The sequence below is a fragment of the Paenibacillus sp. FSL R10-2771 genome, assembly GCF_038000205.1.
Lineage (GTDB): Bacteria > Bacillota > Bacilli > Paenibacillales > Paenibacillaceae > Paenibacillus_AQ > Paenibacillus_AQ phytohabitans.
On sequence record NZ_JBBOBM010000001.1, the window covers coordinates 492524 to 508862 of the forward strand.

At 46.0% G+C, this 16339-nt stretch carries 17 protein-coding genes and 1 pseudogene; 12 read left to right on the plus strand and 6 right to left on the minus strand.

Annotated features, from left to right (window positions below; all coding sequences use genetic code 11):
- The first annotated feature begins 312 nt into the window (after positions 1 to 312).
- The 8 genes and pseudogenes from NSU14_RS02210 (at position 313) to NSU14_RS02245 (ending at position 3708) form a co-directional block, all read left to right on the plus strand.
- Positions 313 to 612 (plus strand): hypothetical protein, encoded by a 300-nt coding sequence (locus NSU14_RS02210; RefSeq protein ID WP_340942491.1) that lies wholly within the window; start codon positions 313 to 315, stop codon positions 610 to 612.
- Positions 573 to 1082 (plus strand): hypothetical protein, encoded by a 510-nt coding sequence (locus tag NSU14_RS02215; protein ID WP_340942493.1) that lies wholly within the window; start codon positions 573 to 575, stop codon positions 1080 to 1082. Before NSU14_RS02210 ends, NSU14_RS02215 begins: the two co-directional genes overlap by 40 nt.
- Positions 1028 to 1423 (plus strand): hypothetical protein, encoded by a 396-nt coding sequence (locus NSU14_RS02220; RefSeq protein ID WP_340942495.1) that lies wholly within the window; start codon positions 1028 to 1030, stop codon positions 1421 to 1423. The genes NSU14_RS02215 and NSU14_RS02220 overlap by 55 nt, the downstream gene beginning before the upstream one ends.
- A gap of 51 nt (positions 1424 to 1474) precedes the next feature.
- Positions 1475 to 1753, plus strand: coding sequence for a hypothetical protein (locus tag NSU14_RS02225; RefSeq protein WP_340942497.1), 279 nt, complete (start codon positions 1475 to 1477; stop codon positions 1751 to 1753).
- Positions 1754 to 1776: 23 nt separating this feature from the next.
- A pseudogene (locus NSU14_RS02230) lies at positions 1777 to 2037 on the plus strand (CdiA C-terminal domain-containing protein); the annotation flags it as partial.
- A complete protein-coding gene (locus NSU14_RS02235; protein ID WP_340942500.1) occupies positions 2030 to 2914 on the plus strand; it encodes a hypothetical protein in 885 nt (294 codons plus the stop codon). The pseudogene NSU14_RS02230 and the gene NSU14_RS02235, both read left to right, overlap by 8 nt.
- A 176-nt stretch (positions 2915 to 3090) precedes the next feature.
- Positions 3091 to 3330 carry a hypothetical protein gene (locus NSU14_RS02240; RefSeq protein ID WP_340942502.1) on the plus strand — a complete coding sequence of 80 codons (240 nt, stop codon included), beginning with the start codon at positions 3091 to 3093 and terminating at the stop codon, positions 3328 to 3330.
- Between the two features lie 21 nt (positions 3331 to 3351).
- Complete coding sequence (locus NSU14_RS02245; RefSeq protein ID WP_340942504.1) at positions 3352 to 3708, plus strand: hypothetical protein; 357 nt, start codon at positions 3352 to 3354, stop codon at positions 3706 to 3708.
- 176 nt (positions 3709 to 3884) lie between these two features.
- Here the strand turns inward: NSU14_RS02245 and NSU14_RS02250 are convergent, their stop codons facing one another.
- On the minus strand, positions 3885 to 9002 hold the full coding sequence (locus NSU14_RS02250) for a bacterial Ig-like domain-containing protein (RefSeq protein ID WP_340942507.1): 5118 nt from the start codon (positions 9000 to 9002) through the stop codon (positions 3885 to 3887).
- A gap of 239 nt (positions 9003 to 9241) precedes the next feature.
- On the opposite strand from NSU14_RS02250, the gene NSU14_RS02255 reads away from it, so the two are divergent.
- The 3 genes from NSU14_RS02255 to NSU14_RS02265 are packed head-to-tail and all read left to right on the plus strand — an operon-like array spanning position 9242 to position 11049.
- Complete coding sequence (locus NSU14_RS02255; protein WP_340948877.1) at positions 9242 to 9718, plus strand: DinB family protein; 477 nt, start codon at positions 9242 to 9244, stop codon at positions 9716 to 9718.
- A complete protein-coding gene (locus NSU14_RS02260; RefSeq protein WP_076247472.1) occupies positions 9719 to 10465 on the plus strand; it encodes a hypothetical protein in 747 nt (248 codons plus the stop codon).
- Between the two features lie 44 nt (positions 10466 to 10509).
- Positions 10510 to 11049 carry a GNAT family N-acetyltransferase gene (locus NSU14_RS02265; protein ID WP_340942512.1) on the plus strand — a complete coding sequence of 180 codons (540 nt, stop codon included), beginning with the start codon at positions 10510 to 10512 and terminating at the stop codon, positions 11047 to 11049.
- Between the two features lie 218 nt (positions 11050 to 11267).
- Here the strand turns inward: NSU14_RS02265 and NSU14_RS02270 are convergent, their stop codons facing one another.
- The 3 genes from NSU14_RS02270 to NSU14_RS02280 are packed head-to-tail and all read right to left on the minus strand — an operon-like array spanning position 11268 to position 14122.
- Positions 11268 to 11984 carry an ABC transporter permease gene (locus tag NSU14_RS02270; protein WP_076247476.1) on the minus strand — a complete coding sequence of 239 codons (717 nt, stop codon included), beginning with the start codon at positions 11982 to 11984 and terminating at the stop codon, positions 11268 to 11270.
- Complete coding sequence (locus NSU14_RS02275; RefSeq protein ID WP_042139811.1) at positions 11984 to 12934, minus strand: ABC transporter ATP-binding protein; 951 nt, start codon at positions 12932 to 12934, stop codon at positions 11984 to 11986. The genes NSU14_RS02270 and NSU14_RS02275 overlap by 1 nt, the downstream gene beginning before the upstream one ends.
- A 27-nt stretch (positions 12935 to 12961) precedes the next feature.
- The gene (locus NSU14_RS02280; protein WP_042139810.1) at positions 12962 to 14122 is read right to left on the minus strand and encodes an alpha/beta hydrolase; all 1161 of its coding nucleotides are present in this window, start codon (positions 14120 to 14122) and stop codon (positions 12962 to 12964) included.
- Positions 14123 to 14138: 16 nt separating this feature from the next.
- On the opposite strand from NSU14_RS02280, the gene NSU14_RS02285 reads away from it, so the two are divergent.
- Positions 14139 to 14420: a hypothetical protein gene (locus NSU14_RS02285; RefSeq protein ID WP_340942515.1), complete on the plus strand. Its 282-nt coding sequence runs from the start codon at positions 14139 to 14141 to the stop codon at positions 14418 to 14420.
- Positions 14421 to 14543: 123 nt separating this feature from the next.
- Here NSU14_RS02285 and NSU14_RS02290 read toward each other — a convergent pair whose 3' ends face one another.
- Positions 14544 to 15599, minus strand: coding sequence for a HAMP domain-containing sensor histidine kinase (locus NSU14_RS02290; protein ID WP_340942517.1), 1056 nt, complete (start codon positions 15597 to 15599; stop codon positions 14544 to 14546).
- Between the two features lies 1 nt (position 15600).
- Positions 15601 to 16296 carry a response regulator transcription factor gene (locus NSU14_RS02295; RefSeq protein WP_042139808.1) on the minus strand — a complete coding sequence of 232 codons (696 nt, stop codon included), beginning with the start codon at positions 16294 to 16296 and terminating at the stop codon, positions 15601 to 15603.
- Between the last annotated feature and the right edge of the window lie 43 nt (positions 16297 to 16339).

The following is a 16339-nucleotide window of genomic DNA, read 5'->3' on the forward strand; positions in this document are numbered from 1 at the left end:
TGTCTTGTGATTATAGACAGCTGCATATGGGCCGCAGAGGATATATAGTCTGGCAACATAATCGTGGCTAGTGATGAACTGACCTCAAGCTGTAAGGCGGAAGCTCGTGAGATCTTAGATTAATTGACGAAGACATGATTATAATTCGTCAGAAGTAACATATGGATTAAAATGTGAAGTAGTGAAAAATATGAAGCAGGGAAGGATCTAAGCGGCTATTTCAAGCAGCTGGCTGTCAAAGCCTGCGATTATGATTCGTCGATCACGGCGGAAAGTGTACCGCTAATACATAACGAAGAGTATCTGCTGCGGATGGCGATGGAGAAGAGTGCCGCTGGAGCCTATGCAAGAAGCCAGCTGGAGGAGATCAGGATCGTTGAGGCAGTGAGGCAGGTCCAGGAGCAGATCGAATCTGCAAGACGGCTGAACGGTCCGCCGCTGGAACTGCCGGATGGTACTCCGATTACCGCTAGCAGCAAAGAAAATGAGACGACGCTGGCTTTTTATGTGGACAAGGTCTATGTGGAATGCAGGTCACCAAAATCGGCAAAGCCGGGAAAGTGTTCAGCGGGGTGGAAGACGTTGTCAGCCAGGCGGCGAAGGATGCCCTGAAAGGGATCAAGCAGAAGCTCCCGGATCTGGGGCCGGTCTTACAGACACCAGAGGGGCTGGCCTTCAAGGCAGGGGAGATACCCGATGGACCTTCACTGCCGAGGACGCCGGTGCAGCAGCAATATATGGATGCGATGGATGAAGTGGGTGGCGGTGCGAATGGGATTGGCAGCGGGTTTAAACGAACTATACCTAGTAAACTCCCAGATGCGAATGCTTTACCCAAAGGAAACCCGGCTAAAATCGAGAAAAATGCAAGTCCAGAAAAAATCAGGGCATTAGAAAGGGAAAACGAGGCTGCAAAAAAATTAGCGGAATATGGGTATGATATTGAACAGAATCCAAAGGTAGGACCAACTGATGGTATAGGTTTGGATAAGAAACCTGATTTTAGTATAGGGGGTACAATATTTGATTGTTATTCTCCAAGTCCTGCGAAAAACCGGAAATTGGAATTCAAATTACTGTAAGAGAAAAGGGAGAGTATCCCGCTGAACATCCAGCGAATGCTATAGATACATTCTTTTTCAAAGATGAGTTCATTTACGACTATAGGATTACTTTTAGGCATGATAAATTTTATGAAGATACTTTATCTCAGAACAGGTTAATGTATGTAATGGTTTTTAAAATAGTTGAGTACTTGGATTGCATTGCTATACTCTTCGGTCCTGGAGGTGAAGATATCTGCTATTTTAGTAAAAAGGGAGCGTATATTATAAAAGGAAACGTTGATTGGTTCGAAAATGAATGCAAAGAAGATGTATTGTTGAGTGGAAAAATAATGTATTTTGATGGAGAACCAATGTAGATCCGTTGATTACCAATTTCAATAATAAGAGAGAAACGAGAAGTAAATATTATGCTGGGTTCGGTAGCTTCCCTCCTTGTCCCGGGAATGCAGGTCACCAAAATCGGCAAAGCCGGGAAAGTGTTCAGCGGGGTGGAAGACGTCGTCAGCCAGGCGGCGAAGGATGCCCTGAAAGGAATCAGGTCGAGGCTCCCGGAGCTGGGTCCGGTCTTACAGACACCGGAAGGGCTGGCCTTTAAGGCAGGGGAGATACCCGATGGACCTTCACTGCCGAAGATGCCGGTGCAGCAGCAGTTTATGGATGCGATGGAGGAAATGGTTTTGGGTTAAAACCTGATTCTAACCCCGACTTTGTATTAGAAGGTAATATATTTGATTGTTATGCTCCTCAGGGAGAGTTTTCAAAAAATAAAATTAAAGAAATACAAGGTAAAACTAAAAAACAAGCCACAAGAATTATTTTGAATCTTGATGATTTTAACCCTAGTGACATAGAAAGCTTGAAACAAGAAATACTAAGAAAGGCTAATCCTAATGGGGATTTGAAATATTTACAAGAGTTGCTGGTTATAAAAGACGGTGAAATCACTAGATGGTTTACGAAAGGTGATTAATATGGAAATAACATATTATTTCAGCAACAACGTACTTAAAAGAGAAGAAATTGAAAATTCACTTCTACAGCTTGTGGAAAATGTTATGGGAAATGAAAGTGACATTAGCTTCACACAGCAAGAAGAGAGTGAAGAAGGTGAAGGAGATACATTATATGTTAAATGTAATTTTTTCAGCTTTACCACAACACAATTTAATGTAAAGAGTATATCTAGAGATTTTGATATTGAAGTGAACTATGGCTTAGAATGTAATGTATACGAGAACGGAGACAGAAAATTCATTGAGTTTTTAGGTGAAATGCTAAAAAGTAATATCGGAGAGGCTCTCCTTTTAAAAGATTCTGAATATAAAATACTTGAGAGAAAAGATGATTCCTTGCTTGTGGACAGCCACTTTTTCAATGGTGATATTGAGGTTCTATCACTTACTTATATTCAGGGAACATACAAAAAATTCGGAGTGCGAATTGATGCAGGCCTTACTACAGAAGAGATCAAGCTTGAAAGCATAAAACTAGTTGAGGAACATGAGAAAGAATATAACATCAGTGTAGTAGAAGATCCTGATTACACCTCTGAATTTATGCTCAACTGGGGAGATATACAGATTAATATTAGTAATACTGGTGCAACAATAAATTTATCCTGTGGTCATATTTTTGCACATGAAGATAGTTTAAGATTGAAGAAGATACTACGATTTTTCAAGCAATTCACAAATGCTTTGCCAGGGGATTACGAGCTATCGGTAAAGCAAGGGTATTGGAAACAGAAACGCAGTACCTTGGTTACAAGAAACAACAGTGAAGTTACTATAAACAACCAGACTGAGGAAGCGCATTTATTGTATGAAATCAATTTCTTTGATCATTAAAGACTGAACAGCTGGGTAATTCTTTCATGAACTAAATTTCATCATCCTCGTCTTTAATTTTGAGTGTAAATCATTGTGTCGTATAGTACAGGTCATTATTGGTGATTCCACCATAGTTGACCTGTTTTTTATGTCTGGTAACAGAAGAGGTACAACAAACCTGTATACTATAGATTATGTGGAAAATAATTACTATAATGAAAAGGAAACTTATATATTTGGATGTTAATTGCCCTTCCGCTGCTGAATCATATCAGAATTGGGAAGCGAGAATTGCTGATGAGCTTAAAGCATACACTATTGAAATTAAAGAAGCTGAAAAATTAGGATTAGAAAATGTTGCAGAACAACTTCGAAAGAACTTTGAAGCGGAAAAGCAATATATTATTGATAGATATGGTCCAATAGAAGAATAATTTTATTGAAGGGAAGATTTTATGACCACAATAGGTGAATTAGTAGAAGAAATTAAAACGGATACAATAAAAAACAAAGATTTAATTGTATGTCTAGAAGCTGGAAATTTAAGAGTCGTAGCTATGGCAATGTTTAAACTAATAGAGAGAAATTATTGTGATAGTAGGATAATAGATAGACTTACGCAACTTGGAGAACTTTTAAAGGACAGTAAGTTTATTGGACCATGGCAGTTTGGACATGCAGCACTAGCCACCTTAAGTCTTTTAGAAAATGAAGATGCAAAGATAAGATTTAATGAAGTTTTTGAAGGATTAAGCGATAATGATAAATTTTTGGTGGATAATTTTATTAAGTCGGAAGCATATAAAGTATAGAAAAAATACTGATTATAATAAAATATCACAGTTATCTTTCAAATAACTGAAGGTTCCTTAAGATTATAGATTATTCTGCATAAGCATTCGAAGCTGATGAGTCTCAAATATAATAGGACTAGGTTCAGGCATAAAAGACCCCCAAAACCACTTCAACATGGTTTTGGGGGTCTCTTTTATTTGCGCATAAGAATCCGGTATATCAACATCGCCGCTTCGGCACGCGTGGAATATGCAGTGGGCTTGAGCTGCTGCCGGCCGTCTCCCTTAATGAGACCAGCTGCTGCCAGTGCCGCAATATCATCGGCCGCATCAATGTTAATTAGGTGGCGATCTGTAAAGCTGTCTAAACCGGAGGCAGGTATCGTACCCGGATTCCAAACTTCTGCAGCCTGTAGGGCTCTAGCTGCCATAACAAACATCTCTTGCCGGGAGAGCGGCTCATTCGGATGCGTAGAAGATGTCCCCGCGAAGCCGCCCCCTTCTGCTGCATTCAGTCCCAAAGCCCGCACCAGTAAAAGTGCGAAATCCGCACGTGAAACGGACTGATCCGGCCGGAATTCAGTTTCAGATATACCGTTAATTATGCCCTTGGAAGTAAGTACTTCCACTGCGGACTTTGCCCAATGGGAATAGGAGATATCCTGGAATGTCTTGTGGTTATAGACCGCTGCATAGTGGCCGGACGAAAGAGTGGTTGAGAAAATGGCCTGCTGCCTCTCTGCCTTATAATCCCCGCTGACTACAGGCTGGATGATTCCCTTGCCATTGACATGCCACACAACAATAAAGGCATTGCCCGCTGCAGGAACGGCTGGTGAATGCGGAAGTCCGATCTGTATGGCTGATTGCAGGCTGTCTGCTTGAAGCTTTATCCCATCCAGACGAAGCTCATACCCGATTAGCGGGCTGTCTCCTAACTTCCCTTTAAGCGTTCCTTCCGTATCGACTGTTCTTACTAGTAAAGTTACAGTCTTCACGCCGTCGAGGATTGCTGCAGGGAAGAGACTGTCTGGTAACATAATCGTGGCCAGTGACGAGCTGACCTCTATCTGCAAGGCAGAAGCTCCTGAGCGAAATACTGAAGCAGGTAGGCGCAACTCATATTCTTTGATGTCCTTGGCCGGATCAACAGTAAGCGGAATCCGGATTGTTTTATTACCGGTTGAATCCGCTTTGGCCAAAGCAATTATTTTTTGTAAAGAGGAATCCATCAGTAGGGCGCTGGCTTTCCCTGCATCAACCGTTATGGGCAGTTCAATTCTGACGCTGCCGTCCAGCAGGAGTACTGTAGTCGAAGAATCTCCAGCTGTTGATCCGGAGCCGCCGGTATTTGGAGCAGCAGCTGGAATTGGTGTAGCCGTAGAACACGGTGTGGCAGAAGGCGCCGGTGTGGCAGAAGGCGCCGGTGTAGCAGAAGGACCCGGACTTGGCTCTGTTTCTGGTTCCGGTTCTGGCTCTGGCTGAGTTCCCGGTCCCGGCTCCTCAAAGGGAATGAACTTCAGGAAGTCACCCCAGATGATATTTCCCTCCGCATCCCTCGTATAAGAGTTCACTGGATTCAAACTAGCAAAGTTAGCATCTGTCAGCTGCTTGCCTGACTTATTGACTGACGCTGTACCATCGTACATGAAGTTATTGTCGGCAGCCAAAGCAGCTGGATACTGGTCTTTCCCGATGCTGCCCGTCTGGTAGGATACGAAGCCGTCGATCCTAAAGTCTGCAGTGATTTGGCCATAAGTGGTGAAGCTCATATTTCCGCGTGTATTATTAAATCCGATATTGTTCATAGCAATTACACCCGGATTACTGTTACTGGTGAAGCCATACGCGCCATTTCCGAAGGCAATGGAATTGCGGATGGTATGAGGGACTTTGATGCCTTCTCCCCCCAGCTTGAATCCGTTTTTATCGCCGGCGCCAACCGTTCCGTCTGTTAAAAATCCATTGTTGAAGGCTGCGCTATTCTCGATTAATACTGGACCGATTGCGCCTGAGCCTGCTTTGGTATACAAGTCCCAGCCATCGTCAATATTGTTATGTGCCAGGCATCCTCTGAAAATATTCCCAATACCTGAAGTCAATTTCGCGGCAAAGCCATCTGCATTATTGTCTGCCGGATCACGGTTATCGAAGGAGGTGCTGTTTAGAATTAAGTTGTAGGATGGCCATTCGGCTATTTCTTGTGCCGTTCCGTCCGTACGGCTGATTTGGAGGCCTGTGTCCCCGTTAGCATAGAAGCGGCTATTCTCCACGATGTTATAATTCCCTCCAACCGTAAAGCCTTTCGTATTTGGCGCCGAGCGGGTGAAATCAATCCCCTTCACATGCCAATAGTTCCCGCTGAGCAGCACGCCTTCTGTTTTTTTGTCAAAATCGATGACGGGTCTTGCCCCTGGTGCCGCCTCCAGGTACTTCTTAGCAGATGCGGTTCCATCATTGTACCTCTGAATGACAAGCGGTGATTTCCGCACGTAATGGCCGTCAAGCACGATAATATGCTGGCCTGGTCTGACATATTCAATGGCGGTGTCGAGATCAAGCGGGAGATCAGCCGTACCCTCCCCGGCACTTGTTCCCGCAGGAGATACATAGATATGTTCTCCCTCCCCATAGCTGCTCAGGGTTACTGTGAAGTTATGGACGATTTTATCGTAAGAGGTCAAATACTGGGTATCCTCTGGTACAAAAGTAACGCTGAAGTTCGTATCCCCCTGATCAGCGAGTACCGCCGGAACCGCAAGACGCTTATCGGCTTTAGCCTCGATATCCTGGGCGATGATTTTAGAGCCTTGCTTCACTGTTACGGTTCCGTTGACATTAGGACGAACAATCATTTGATATTCTGGTGTAGAAGTCTTGCTTAGAGATAGTATGCTCAAGCTTGGTATAACCGGAGCTGCCGGTGGTTCAACCTTAGGAGAATCTGTAGCTGCTGATGTCACCGTCAACTGGATATTGCGGATATTAATTGTAGCGAGACGTGCCGCATAGAATCCGACATACATTTTGGCGTCTTGTACGTTAAGAATATCCGGCTCAAAAATGATAGCTTCCTGATCATTGTTAAGCTGTCCAGTAAAGCCGCTATTCGTCTTGGAGAGCGTTAGACGATAAGGAGCTGCAGGAGCCGTGTTGCCGGGGGCAGGCCGCTCATTCCTCAGCATGATCGTCTGAATGCCTTTACTTCCGGTTCCGTCAGACTTCAAGATGCCGGACCGGACAAAGAGCTGGGTGCCGATGGCGCTTTTGGTACCGCCGCTGTAGCCGCCGATAGCAGCGATATTCGAGGCGAATACGCTGGAATTTCCAGGCGTCCCAATAGCATCCCGTGCCATGATGCCGAATGACTCTTGTCCGTCATAAGGAGTTTTGGCAAAAGCCGACACGGAGATATCCGCAGACAGCATGAAATTATCTTCTGACGCATCAAGCTCTGTGTAATAGAAGGTAATGCCATCGTGGTCTTCAGTCACCTTGCCGCCGCCTTCCAGCGCAATCAGCTCTACCGTTCCGTCCTCTTGTAGAAGCATCTTGTTATTAGCAGCGGATGTGGATTGGCCGAATTGAATGCTGCGCCAGACGGGTTCAAGCTTCTCTTTTACCGTGACAGAATACGTAATCGGCTGTATGGATGTATCCGCAGGGATGATCCCGATGTCATATACTCCGGCCCTTTGGTTATCAAACTTGGAGCTGTCCAGGATGAAATCGCTTAGGACTTCCCGGTCCAAGTTGTCATAGACCTTCGATACGATCAGATGATCGCTGTTAAAGTTATCGCCTATAAAAAAGGTCGTTGCCGGATAGCCTGTTACTTCGATACCGGTTAGCTCTTTAATTTGGACCTTAACGTGGAAGGTTGCTGTTGATCCTTTATGAGTTACTGTGATTTCTTTATCTCCTGGTACCGAGGTGTTGAGGGGAGAAACGGTATATTCATCTTTGGTCAGGCGGATCTGAGTGCCATCAGAATAATGGGCATAAACTGCTAATCCTTCTAATTGGATGGAATCACCGATATAATAGACGGTTTGTTTGGGTTCATGTCTAATCTCCAGCTTGGACAGGGCAGCGTCAATGACTTCAACGTTAAAGGCAGCCGCCATGGATGGAGTCTCTGTGGAGGTGATATTGATTTCATATGGACCTGAATCCGTAAACACATGCGGCGATGTATCAGTAACGGGCTGTCCGCTGATGGAGAGCGAATAGAGACGGCTGTCCAGTTCTGTGATCAGGTAATGATCATTATAGTCAGCAACGACCACAAGTCCCTCCGGATCAAACGTATCTCCCGGATAATAGACCGTTTTGGCCGGCTCATATTTTACCGATAAGGAGGTCACTGTCAGCGGGATAATTTGCAGCGGGATGGTTGCCGAAGCGCCGTTATAATTAATCCTGATCGTATTCTCTCCAGCCTTAGTGCTGTCAAAGCCGGTAACAATATAATCAGCGGAAGACAACACGGCTTCACTGTTATCAGAAAAGACAGCCTTAACAGCCAGTCCGGTCAGATCAAGGGGTTCACCCATCAGATAGGAGGTTTTGGTCATCCCGCTCGTATCAGCGATTAAGTGGGATACACGTTTGGCCTCGACCTTGATGTCTAGTTCACTGAAGGTTACTTCCGCATCTCTTGCTACATAGATTCCGGCAAAGATCGTATCCGTGAATGTATCGTCGAGTGTTACAATTTGAGTTTGTTCACCGATGCTTAGCAGATAAGTATTGCCTGATTTTTTAATGCTGAGATTATAGGTTTCTCCCGCAGCAGGAGCATTGATTCCGCTAAATGCAGGAAGCTTTATTTGCGAGGTTTTTTTATAAAATCCTTTCATTACCTGATCCAACGCACCGACTGCAGCATAATTAGAAATGGTTTTGCTGTCATCTCCATTTGTTCCAACAGTATCCCTGAGCATAAGTCCGAAGGATTTCTGATTAGGCGTGCTGACGCTGGATCTGCTGTTAAATAAATTCACTGTAGCTTTGGCTTGGAGCTCAAAGTTCGTGTCAACGGGAAGTCCTTTGTAATAAAAGGAAAGTCCCTCCTCTCCAGAAGCAATCTTTCCGCCGTACGTACTCATTATTACTGTATTTGGATCTTGAACAATAGGTTCGGGGTTCGTAGCTGGTACTGTACCCGGTCCAAAGGCGCTAAATGCCCAAGGTCCCAGATCCACCTGTTTTTCTTGGCGTACTTCCTCTGCAGACAGGGATAGTGGAATAGACGAGAACAGGAGCAGGAAAATTACAAACATAGCTGACAAGCGTTTTGATTTTCTCACAATGATTAAAACCTCTCCTTATTGGAACGATTTGATCAATGTAAAAGTCTGATCTACGAGATTATACGTTACGTGTGAAAAGTACAGCTATAATCAATACTTCACAAACCGCCGGATATAGTGGTGCAGAGAAAGGATATGAGTTAATGACACTTGGTTTACGAGGGAGGATAACAGGGGAATATCGCGAATCATGAATAGTAAGCGTAATGAAATTTACGAGTATTGGAGGCAGCGGCATGTTGAAGCTATTCGAGTATAACTGGCAGGTGCGCAAAGACTGGTTCGACTGGTGTGAGACGGTGGACGGGGAAGAGCTGATGAAATTACGCACTGGAGGCATAGGATACATTCTTCCTACGCTCTATCACATTGTGACCGTCGAGTATGGCTGGATCTGTGGCGGGGTACAAGAGAAAGAGATTGAGATTCCTTCATTCGAGGAAGTGGCCAGCTTGCAGCAGGTCAAGGATTTATCCGCGCGGTGCCATGAGGAGCTTGCTCCATTCGTGTACGGCTGGAATGAGAGCCTGGAAGACCGGATCATGATTGATATCACGGATGAAGGGGAACACGAACCCCACAAATACGGCGAGGTTATGCGGCATCTGATTGCCCACGAGATCCATCACACCGGTCAATTGTCTGTATGGTCACGGGAGATCGGGAAGCCGCCGGTTACGGCTAACTTTATTGGCAGAGGACTGTTTAACTAAATGCTGAAATTGACCCGGAAAATGAAGGTAATAGCTGCGTCGGGTATATTGTTAATAGCACTGCTGATGATCTCTTGGGGAGTCTATGCCAAGCCGGTGCATGCTGCCTTGGTCAATTACTCTAGCATGGTTGAAGTGGCACCGGATGTTTATATAGAGCCGGATATGACAAAGGAACTGCAGGATCAGCTGCTATATTACGTTGAGCTTGCCCAAGAGAAGGTTACGGCTATTTTTGGTAAGCGAACTTCAACTCCGTATTTGATTGTGGCGCTAACTTCCAGGAGTCTGGGGAAATACACTGAAAATCCGACCGGACAAACCTATTACCTGCCCTGGAATAACTATATTGTGATCGGCCCGGACGGGTTTAATGAAAATGTGATTTCGCATGAATTCACCCACGCTGAATTGAGGGAAAGACTGCGCAACCGCAATGTAGTACCTGTGTGGTTTGATGAAGGTCTGGCTTCAATGGTAGACGGGAGATTGTCTAATAGCACAGCGGCGTGGGAACAGGTAACCGATAAAGGGAAGAAGCCTGTGGATTACGGCCTTTTAGACTCGTATGATGCCTTCAGTTATGGAACTCCGGAAGCCTGGAAGAATTACAATTTGGCTTGTTATGAAGTTACGCGGTGGTTCTCTAGTGCAGGAGAAGAGGGGCTTCTCAAGTTAATCCAAGCGTTGAACCAAGGGGCAGATTTCGCAGAGCAATATGCAAGAATTGAACTTGCTGAGCCATGAAGCCTCCCCGGATTACAACAGTAAGCATAAGGATGTGACCAAGCATGCAGTTTGAAACAAACCGGCTGCTGATCCGGGAATTCATGTCCGAGGATGTCCAGCGGGTGCATGAATATGCCTCCGATCCGGCAGTGGCCAAGTATATGATTTGGGGACCCAATTCCCTGGAGGATACCCGGAGCTACATCCGGCTGACCTTGGATATGCAGCAGCAGGAGCCGCGCCAGGGGTTCGAGTACGCAGTCGTTCTGAAGCAGGAGGATGTACTGGTAGGCGGCTGTGGGATACATATCAGCGGAGAAGGGCAGGGAGAAATCGGATATTGCTATAACCGGTTGTATTGGGGACAGGGTATTGCAAGTGAGGCTGCCGCCGTGCTGCTGGAATGGGGCTTCAATGGCCTTGATCTTCACCGGATCTACGCGACCTGCCGCCCGGAGAATATCGGATCTGCCAGAGTCATGCAACACATAGGAATGGTATACGAAGGACATCTGAGAGAACATATGCGCCATAAGGGGAAGTGGCTGGACTCTTACCAATACTCTATCCTGAAGAACGAGTATATGGCGGCACGCGGCTGAATTGGAACAACAGCCCATTCGCGGAGCGTCCATTCAAGTGCACACGTTGATCTTACGCAAAAAAAGAAGGCGTCCCAGAAGCCGTTTCATGGCTTTTGGGACAGCTTCTTTTTGCTGTTCTCTAGTCTGGCAATAGTACAGTTAGAGCGGCATAACGGCAACTTCGTTAATCTTGCCTGCTTCTTCCGGATCAGCTTGTCAGTAGTTGCTTTCCTTGTTTATGGCTGCTCCGCATATCTCCACCAGGCAAATGTTCCGGCTATTCCGATTATCCCTGTATACGCAAGTATCAATATACTGCTGAGATGTAAGGAACCGGTGCTTTGAAATACCGACGGGATGGTCCATGGGAAATAGGGTGCAAATCCAAATGAGGCCAACACATTGGACAGAATGACGATGATCAGGATGAGCCCCAGGGGTGCCAGATAGCCCTTGGTCACATTAGCCAAAAGAATGGTTGGTGCGGTCACAAAAATGTACAATAGCGAGGTGATCAGGAACTTAAAGAACAAGCTCGAAATGAAGGAAGCGGACCCGCCTTGGGCGCCCATGATCGCCCCTACGGCAAAACCCACGGCAAACATATAGACGGAAAGTAACAGGCACCATGCTAAAATGACAAGGAATTTGGACAATACAATTTTCGCTCTGGACACGGGCTTTGCCAGCAAATCTTTGATGGTTCTATCCGCAAATTCCCGTCCGAATACCCATGCCGCAACAAAGGTATATCCGATAAGCCCCAGCGGGGCAAGTGTATCAAGCAATCCGGTTAAATACTGCTCCCAGCTGACACCGCCGGCGTCACTGGATAATACATTTCCGACGCCCATCATGATGGGGCCGAAGCCTAACACAAGAAACATGATCCAGAACACATTGGAGCGGATAATCTTGCGAATCTCACAATGTAACACAGATAGAATATTCATTATTTAATCCCCCTGGTCATACCAATGGTGCGGAGAAAATACCCTTCCAAATCCTCCGTAATCACCCGGAGCGATGTTGGCGGCTGATTGCGTTGAACGAGCAGTTCGGCCAGCCGTTCAGGATGATCTGCCGCATGTTCATTGGTTAGTTTAATAGAGCCGTCCAGGGTGTCCTCAAAGGCATAGCCATGCTCTTCAAGCACCTTCTTTAAGGCAGGTTTGTTCAGTCCGTTCACCACCAGGTTTTTCTGTAAGGATTGCTCCAGCTTATCCATTGCGACTTCCTTAACAAGGCGACCATTATGAATAATTCCTATGCGTGTGGACACTTTCGAGAGCTCCTCTAACAGATGGCTGGATATAAAAATAGTTACGCCGAAATTGGTTGCCAGATTATATAACATATTCCGTATCTCCGCCACGCCTGCAGGATCAAGGCCGTTGATCGGCTCGTCCAGGATTAGAATTTCCGGATTGTGGATCATCGCTTTCGCAAGTCCCAGGCGCTGCTTGTTACCCAAAGAGAGATGCTTTGCTTTTTTCTTTTGGTGCGGCTCAAGTCCCAGCTTATAGATCACCTGATGTACGGCATCCTTGTCAGCCACCCCTTGCATGCGCCTTGCGATGTCAAGATTCTCAGTTACCGTGAGATCGGGATAAAAAGTAGCCTCCTCCAAATATCCGACCTTGCTCCATAATTTAGAGTTTCCGGCATCGACCTTTTCACCTAACATATAGAGCTTGCCGGAGGTTGGCTTCAGCATCGCCAGGAGCATCTTGATGGTCGTTGTCTTCCCGGCGCCATTCAGACCCAGGAATCCAAAGATCTCTCCTTGGCTCACCTCCAGCGAAAGATTGTTTAATACGGTATAATCGCCAAACCTTTTGTGTACTCCGTCAATCTGTATAGCGGGTGTGCTGCCGCTTCTTTTCTCTGATAAAATTCGCATAGCTGTTAACTCCTCCTATGACAATCCCTAAGATTGGCGGGGTGCGGCTGGCCCAAGCCCAATGGAACAGAGCCAATTCAGCGCTACCTCATGCAGCACGTTGATGTTATCTACCTGACAGTGCTCTAATCCGCCAAGCCGTCTATCCTCTATCGCGAAGAATGTCTTGTTTGCCGAACCTGCCTGCTCGTAATTCTTCATAGCCTGTGTCAGCGGATTGGGCTGAACCAATATCTCTTCCGCTCCATGCATGACAAGCAGCGGACATTCGATCTGGTGGAGTACGCCCTCAAGATCATAGGCAAAACGCGGATTCCCCGCAAAATCCTCCAGGCTGTCTGCCCCCAGAATTCGCATGCCGTGTGCGGCCAGACTTGGCGGCATCCAGGACAGCATGGCTTTCCAGTCGAAGGCATGCGTACCTCCGTCGGAGATGACGGCAGCAATTCTGTGATCGAACGAAGCGAAGCGCAAGGAGTCGTAAGCCGCAAAACTCTCCCCGTGCACGATAATCTTATCCGGATCGACTTCCGGCCGTGTCAGAAGGAAGTCGATGGCCCGGGAATGAAACGCTTCGCTGTCCGCCCGTCTGCCCTTTCCCTTTTCATACATCGAGAGACCGGTGCCGGGCTGATCATAGACCAAAAAGTTATATCCGCATGCAATGAAGGCAGGACCCAGCCAGAAATAATTCTCAATGGACCACTCGTCACCACCGTTAAGCGCAAATACGGTCGGCTTGGGGCCTTCTATCCAGGAAGGGGAGAAGAAGTAACCATCCAGCTTAACATCCTCGTAATCAACCTCAATCTTCTCCGGCGGGACATCGAAGTACTTTCCGGCGGCTTCGAAGAGTTCATTAACCTTTTTAAAGATACGGATTTTCCGGGTATCATCATCCATCACCGAATACTCTGCGATTCTATAGTAATTGCAGGCACGAATATAGCAGTTCCGTGCGGTATACCAGTTTCCGGCCGTTTCGGCCTCCTTGCCGTGTTTTTCCAATGCCTGAGCGGTGATGAGCCACTCCCTGTGCCACGTAGCTTTGTCATCGGGGTCAATTCTTTTGCAGGCCTCGTAGATTTCGGTGACATCCGTAGCACCGAGGCTTGCCATACCCAAAGCTTTGGTAACCTGGTATGACATCATGTAATTGTTGGGCCAGCGGCTGAACTCAATTGACATTTTAATATCCTCCTTTTTGAACTTGAAGCTTCATCGTCACTGCGGTGAACATTTGGACTTCCGGCCGCTGTTGTCCCCAGATTTCTTGATTTTGAACCGCTGTTCGCGGGTGAAATCCGGTGACTTGCTGATGCTTTCGATGCGAGCTTTCCTGCGGAAAGCTTTCAGGCGGTCGCTACCGCTCCTACAGTTCCAAATTTCCCCTCCGCTTCTTTTGCTTTTTGTTTATTTCTTTAGTGCTTCTAATATAGAAATTATTTTTACATCCAAAGATGAAGCTTCGGTAAAAGAAAAATAAATGTTTATAAAGAGAATATAAAAAACTATAAACTGCTAAAACACAAAAAGGCTGTTGCCTGGGTGTCACACCCGGCAGCAGCCTGTAATCTTTGGTTGTTGAAGCAGAAGTGCGTAAATACAATCAGTGAAGTGAAGCCAGGGGAAGGCTGAATCGTATCCCCAAACCGCCATATTCGGAAGGGAAGGCCATAATCTCTCCTCCGTGATGCTCAATAATAGATTTACAGCTTGCCAGGCCCAGCCCAAGTCCGCCTTTTTGGATTTGCCGCGATTTATCCACCGTGAAGAATTTAAGGAACAGAGAAGAGAGATCCTTATCCGGCACGCCGATTCCGTTATCCTCGATTTGGAAATAGGCATGATGCTCCCTCAGGTATCCGGTCATATACACGTTCAGCTTATTCTTCCCCCCATATCTTACAGCATTGCTGAAGAGGTTGCCGAACACCCGGCGGATCATCGGTTCATTGACCATTAGCCATATACTGTCCGTGAATGAATGGCGGCAAGTCAGTTCGTTGTCAAGTCCAGCCAGCTCAACCTCATATTCAAAAGCAATGTCTTCAAATAACTCTGTTGCCCTTACAGGCCCGGCTACCATGGATTCAAGCTCCAGTTTTTGTTTGGTGAAGCTGGAGAGATCATTGATGAGCTCAACCATATATGCTGACTTCTTTTGAATCAGTTCATAATATTCCTGCTTTTCAGTGTCGGGTAAGTCCTTGTGCGTAGCCAGCAGTTCGGTGAAACCGTTAATAGAGGTCAGGGGTGTCTTCAAATCGTGGGCGATGGCTGCAATCATATCGGTTTGTTCTCTGTGGGCGAGTTGCAGTTTATGCTCCATCTTATTGAAGTGCTTATAAAGCTCTCCGATCTCGTCATTACCCCTCGAAGCCAGCGGAGGCAGGGGATGGACAACATTTACTTCCCCCAGCCGGGTATTCAGACGCCGGATGGGCTTCTCTATGCAAAAGTAAATATAGATGATCAGAATAATAAATACACAACAGGCGATGACGAAGATGGGCAGCAGCAATGCTATATATCGTGAGTCCAGCAATGTAGTGCGTATAGGGGAATATACTGCGAAGACAAACTTCAAGTACAGTCCAATGGAAAACATAAGAATGAGAAGCATCAGCAGGAATAAAAGGGGAAGTTTTATTTTCAGTTTCATCCTATTGCTCTCTTTCCGTATATTTATAGCCTATACCCCAAATGGTTTTAATGAAGTTATGTTCAGGACCCAACTTCTTGCGGATATTCTTGATATGGACCGTTACGGTATTGATTTCTCCGTACTCGTCTCCCCAGACCTTCTCATAGATCTGCTCACGGCTGAGTACCTGATTGGGATGACGCATAAGGATAGACAGAATTTGAAATTCTTTCGCGGATAAGTCGAGCTTCCGGGTATGCAGGAAGGCTTCAAACGTTTTATCGTTCAAAATAAGCGGAGCATCTGCCTTTTCTCTACCGGGGCTAAGCTCATCCCACTCTTTATGCAGCCTGTCCACTTTTCGGAAATGGGCTTTTATCCTGGAGGCCAGCTCCTGAATACTGAAAGGTTTGGTCATGTAATCGTCTGCTCCTATTTCGAGACCGACGATTTTATCAATGTCCTGATCACGCGCACTTAAAAAAAGGATGGGAACATTATAGGATGTCCGGATATTTCTGCAGACATCAAGTCCATTCATATCAGGCATCACTATGTCCAGAACAATGAAATCAATGTGGTTATCATCCACTGCAGATAAGGCTTCTTCCCCGGACCTGGCTGTGATGACTTCAAATTGCTCGTACCTTAAACTTTTGGTGATGAGTTTTACGATTTCTTCATCATCGTCTACAACTAATATCGTTTTTGACATTTGACTACCTCCCAGACACCAAAAGACCTGATATAAATAATAA

What these genes read in the sequence shown, in the direction of transcription:
- NSU14_RS02280 (WP_042139810.1), bottom strand. Translation starts at nt 14,122, where the DNA reads ATGTCAATTGAGTTCAGCCGCTGGCCCAACAATTACATGATGTCATAC.
- NSU14_RS02260 (WP_076247472.1), top strand. Translation starts at nt 9,719, where the DNA reads ATGCTGAAATTGACCCGGAAAATGAAGGTAATAGCTGCGTCGGGTATA.
- NSU14_RS02225 (WP_340942497.1), top strand. Translation starts at nt 1,475, where the DNA reads ATGCTGGGTTCGGTAGCTTCCCTCCTTGTCCCGGGAATGCAGGTCACC.
- NSU14_RS02210 (WP_340942491.1), top strand. Translation starts at nt 313, where the DNA reads ATGGCGATGGAGAAGAGTGCCGCTGGAGCCTATGCAAGAAGCCAGCTG.
- NSU14_RS02290 (WP_340942517.1), bottom strand. Translation starts at nt 15,599, where the DNA reads ATGAAACTGAAAATAAAACTTCCCCTTTTATTCCTGCTGATGCTTCTC.
- NSU14_RS02295 (WP_042139808.1), bottom strand. Translation starts at nt 16,296, where the DNA reads ATGTCAAAAACGATATTAGTTGTAGACGATGATGAAGAAATCGTAAAA.
- NSU14_RS02270 (WP_076247476.1), bottom strand. Translation starts at nt 11,984, where the DNA reads ATGAATATTCTATCTGTGTTACATTGTGAGATTCGCAAGATTATCCGC.
- NSU14_RS02265 (WP_340942512.1), top strand. Translation starts at nt 10,510, where the DNA reads ATGCAGTTTGAAACAAACCGGCTGCTGATCCGGGAATTCATGTCCGAG.
- NSU14_RS02240 (WP_340942502.1), top strand. Translation starts at nt 3,091, where the DNA reads ATGTGGAAAATAATTACTATAATGAAAAGGAAACTTATATATTTGGAT.
- NSU14_RS02245 (WP_340942504.1), top strand. Translation starts at nt 3,352, where the DNA reads ATGACCACAATAGGTGAATTAGTAGAAGAAATTAAAACGGATACAATA.
- NSU14_RS02255 (WP_340948877.1), top strand. Translation starts at nt 9,242, where the DNA reads ATGTTGAAGCTATTCGAGTATAACTGGCAGGTGCGCAAAGACTGGTTC.
- NSU14_RS02275 (WP_042139811.1), bottom strand. Translation starts at nt 12,934, where the DNA reads ATGCGAATTTTATCAGAGAAAAGAAGCGGCAGCACACCCGCTATACAG.